We start from the raw sequence: 3,340 nt of genomic DNA, 5'->3' as shown, positions 1-3,340 counted from the left end.
GTCGGGCCATCCCGATTCCCCCCACTACGTCGACCAGGCCGAAAAGCTCTACGGCCCGCGCGCGATGAAGCCCACCTGGTGGGATCCCGCCGAGCTGGCCGAGCATGTCGAGAGCACCCGCACCTTCACGGACCTTCCCTGACGTTTTCCCCCACGAGGTCACCGATGCCGCCGCTCGTTTGCCGGTTTTCGCTCGCTGCCGTCATGCTCGCGCTTGCCGCGCCGTCTCCGTCTGCATCCGCCCAGGGCCCGGCGCCGCGGCGCGACGGGTCGCTCGTGGTCGAGGCCAAGCCGGTGAAGCCGGAGGAGGCGGCCAAGCACGTGGGCGAGTGGTGTGTGGTGACGATGAAGGTCTCGAGCAGCCGGCTGATGGCCGATGCGGGCCGCTGCTACCTCAACTCCCGCAAGGACCATCGCGACAACGACAACTTCACCGCGGTGATCTTCAAGCAGGGGCTGGAGAAGTTTGCCAAGGCCGAGATCGACGATCCGTCGAAGCACTTCCTCGACAAGACGGTCCGCGTGACCGGGACGATCGAACTGTATAAGGAGAAGCCGCAGATCAAGGTGGAGCTGGTGGATCAGATCGAGCTGGTCGACGCGCCGGCCCAAGCGGCCGGGGCGCGGCAGGAGTGATGAAGAGTGGGGCGTCAGGGCGCGGGGAGTTTGTCGCGGGGCGCGGGGCTTTGGGCGTGGGGAGCGGGGTGTGACCTCAGCTCGGGCTCTGCAGAGGGGGCGCCCCTCGCGCCTTTGCCCTCGCATCAGCCCGCAGCCAGTGGGTGACGGGCCGATGCGAGGGCGACGGCGGAGGGGCTTCGCGGGTCCCGTTTCTGGGAAAAGACGCGCACGCGGCTTGGTGGGGATTGGACGCCGGGGAATCGCCGGGGGACGCCAGGGGACGCCAGGGGTTGGTGTTGGGTTGACGCGTCTCGGGCGGCGCCGTGGGCTGCATGGCGGGCGGTGCCTCGGGCTGCAAGGCGGCCTGCAGGCAGCCTCGCCTCGAGTGATCGGCAGAGCCGGAGCCCGGAGGCGGTCATGGGGCGACGTGTCCCGCGGGATGCCGGGCTTGGGCGTTGACGGTCCCGGGGTTGCGAGCCGGTATCGTCGTAGTTCCACCGCAAAGCGGCGAATCGTAAAGTGTCTTCCCGTGGGGCCGGCGAAGCCCCTCCGCCGTCGCCCTCGCATCGGCCCGTCGCAACTGCATGCGGGTCGATGCGAGGGCAAAGGCGCGAGGGGCGTCCCCCTCTGTCGAGCCCGAGCAGAGGCTTCGACCTCATCGCCGCACAAGGAACCCCAGCCCGCCATGACCGCCCCCGCCGACTCGCATGGCGTCCCCCTCTGTCGAGCCCGAGCAGAGGCTTCGACCTCGGCGACGCACAGGAGTCCCAGCCCGCCATGACCGCCCCCGCCGACTCGCATGGCGTGCCGCAGCAGCTTGGCCGGATGGTGGCGTTGCCGGCGTCGCCGGATGCCGCGGTCCTCGAGCGTGTCGCCAATCCGCATCCCGACACGGTCTACCTCACGCGGTTCACCTGCCCGGAGTTCACGTCGCTGTGCCCGGTGACGGGCCAGCCCGACTTCGCCCACCTCGTGATCGACTACGTTCCCGGCGAGTGGCTCGTCGAATCGAAGTCGCTCAAGCTCTACCTCGCCAGCTTCCGCAACCACGGCGCGTTCCACGAAGACTGCACCGTGGCGATCGGCAAGCGCCTCGTGGCCCTGCTCGCCCCGCCTTTTCTGCGGATCGGCGGGTATTGGTTTCCGCGCGGGGGGATGCCGATCGACGTCTTCTGGCAGCATGGCTCGATTCCTCCCGGCCTCTGGCTCCCCGACCAGGGCGTGCCCGGCTACCGCGGCCGCGGCTGAGCGGGCGCTCCTTCCCCCGAACACGCGAGGCACCGATGACGCGCGCCAGCTTCGTGATCGCCGCCTGCCTGGTCATCCTCGGCATCGCCCCCGCGTCGGCCGCGCCGCCGCGGCCCAATATCCTCCTCGTCGTCGCCGACGATCTCGGCTGGGCCGACGTCGGCTGGCATGGCGGCTTCGGCAAGACGCCGGTGATGGACCGGCTCGTGCGCGAGGGGGTCGAGCTCGACCGCCACTACGTGCAGCCGGTCTGCACGCCCACGCGCACGGCGCTGCTCACCGGCCGCTATCCGAGCCGGTTTGGTCCGCAGGCCCTGATCGCGAGCAACCGCCGCGCCGTGCCGCTCGGCACGGTCACGCTCGCTGAGGCGCTCCGCCGCGCGGGCTATGCGACGTTCCAATCGGGCAAATGGCATCTCGGTTCGCGGCCGGAGTGGGGGCCGACGCACTATGGCTTCGACCATGGCTATGGCTCGCTGACCGGCGCCGCCGATCCGGTGACCCACCACTACCGTCCTGGCCATGCCTTCACCGACACCTGGCATCGCGACGGCGTGCCGCTTCGCGAGGAGGGCAACGCCACCGAGCTGGTCACGGCGGAGGCGGTGCGGCGGATCCGCGAATCGGCTCCGCAGCCGGGCGCCGCGCGGCGGCCGTGGTTTGTCTACGTGCCCTTTCACGCGGTCCACAATCCGGTCGACGCGCCGAGCGGGTTCAAGCGGCTCTACGACGGCGTCCGCTTCGATCCCGACGACGTGCGTCATGAGTCGCGGCTGCGGCTGGCGGCGATGATCGCCCAGCTCGACGCCTCGATTGGCCGGCTGGTGGCTGCGGTGGACGACACCGGCCAGCGGGCCGACACGCTGATCGTGTTCACCAGCGACAATGGCGGGATCGAATCGGTGAACAATCCCTATGACAGCGCCGTGCCGCCGTCGCCGTTCAACAGTGAAAACGATCCGCTGCGGGGTCAGAAGGCGCAGCTTTACGAAGGTGGCATTCGGGTCTGTGCGTTTGCCAACTGGCCGGGTCGGTTGGCGCCGCGGAAGGTGACGTCGCCGCTGCACGCGGTCGACTGGCTGCCGACGCTCCTGCCGCTGGCGGGGGCGGCGCTTCCCGAGGGGGTGGCCCTTGATGGCGTCGATCGCTGGCCGGCGCTAGGCAGCAGCGAGCTGGTGCCGCGGGGTCGGCCGATCGTGGTGCGGAGTGCGGAGGGGGTGGCGGTGATCGACGAGGGGGTGAAGCTGATCCTTTCCGACGCGGTGCCGGCGAAGAAGGACCAGCCGGGGTCGGGCCGACCGGCAAAGGAAGAGCTTTTTTATCTGTCGCGGGATCCGTTCGAGAAGTCGGACTGCCGGTCGCCGGAGGATCGGCCGACGATCGAGCGGCTCCGTTCGATCGCGCTGGCGGAGCGGGCGAAGGACATCACCGAGCTGCCGGCGGATCTGGTCGGGGCGCCTAAGTAGGGGAGGGG

3 protein-coding genes are annotated in these 3,340 nt (G+C 69.9%); all 3 read left to right on the top strand.

Annotated elements, in window-relative coordinates:
- Positions 1-165: 165 nt before the first annotated feature.
- On the top strand, positions 166-636 hold the full coding sequence (locus FJ309_17270; GenBank protein ID MBM3956325.1) for a hypothetical protein: 471 nt from the start codon (positions 166-168) through the stop codon (positions 634-636).
- A 759-nt stretch (positions 637-1,395) separates the two neighbouring features.
- A complete protein-coding gene (gene queF, locus FJ309_17265; GenBank protein ID MBM3956324.1) occupies positions 1,396-1,866 on the top strand; it encodes an NADPH-dependent 7-cyano-7-deazaguanine reductase QueF in 471 nt (156 codons plus the stop codon).
- 35 nt (positions 1,867-1,901) lie between these two features.
- Positions 1,902-3,332, top strand: a complete 1,431-nt coding sequence (locus tag FJ309_17260; protein ID MBM3956323.1) for an arylsulfatase — start codon at positions 1,902-1,904, stop codon at positions 3,330-3,332.
- Positions 3,333-3,340 lie beyond the last annotated feature (8 nt).

It is taken from the genome of Planctomycetota bacterium (genome assembly GCA_016872555.1).
Lineage (GTDB): Bacteria > Planctomycetota > Planctomycetia > Pirellulales > UBA1268 > F1-20-MAGs016.
Note: the sequence above shows the minus strand (reverse complement) of the source record. Positions and strands in the feature narration are given on the sequence as shown.

Bases quoted from the DNA above. Each gene is read 5' to 3' on its own strand.
- FJ309_17270 (MBM3956325.1), top strand. From the start codon at position 166: ATGCCGCCGCTCGTTTGCCGGTTTTCGCTCGCTGCCGTCATGCTCGCG.
- FJ309_17260 (MBM3956323.1), top strand. From the start codon at position 1,902: ATGACGCGCGCCAGCTTCGTGATCGCCGCCTGCCTGGTCATCCTCGGC.
- queF (MBM3956324.1), top strand. From the start codon at position 1,396: ATGACCGCCCCCGCCGACTCGCATGGCGTGCCGCAGCAGCTTGGCCGG.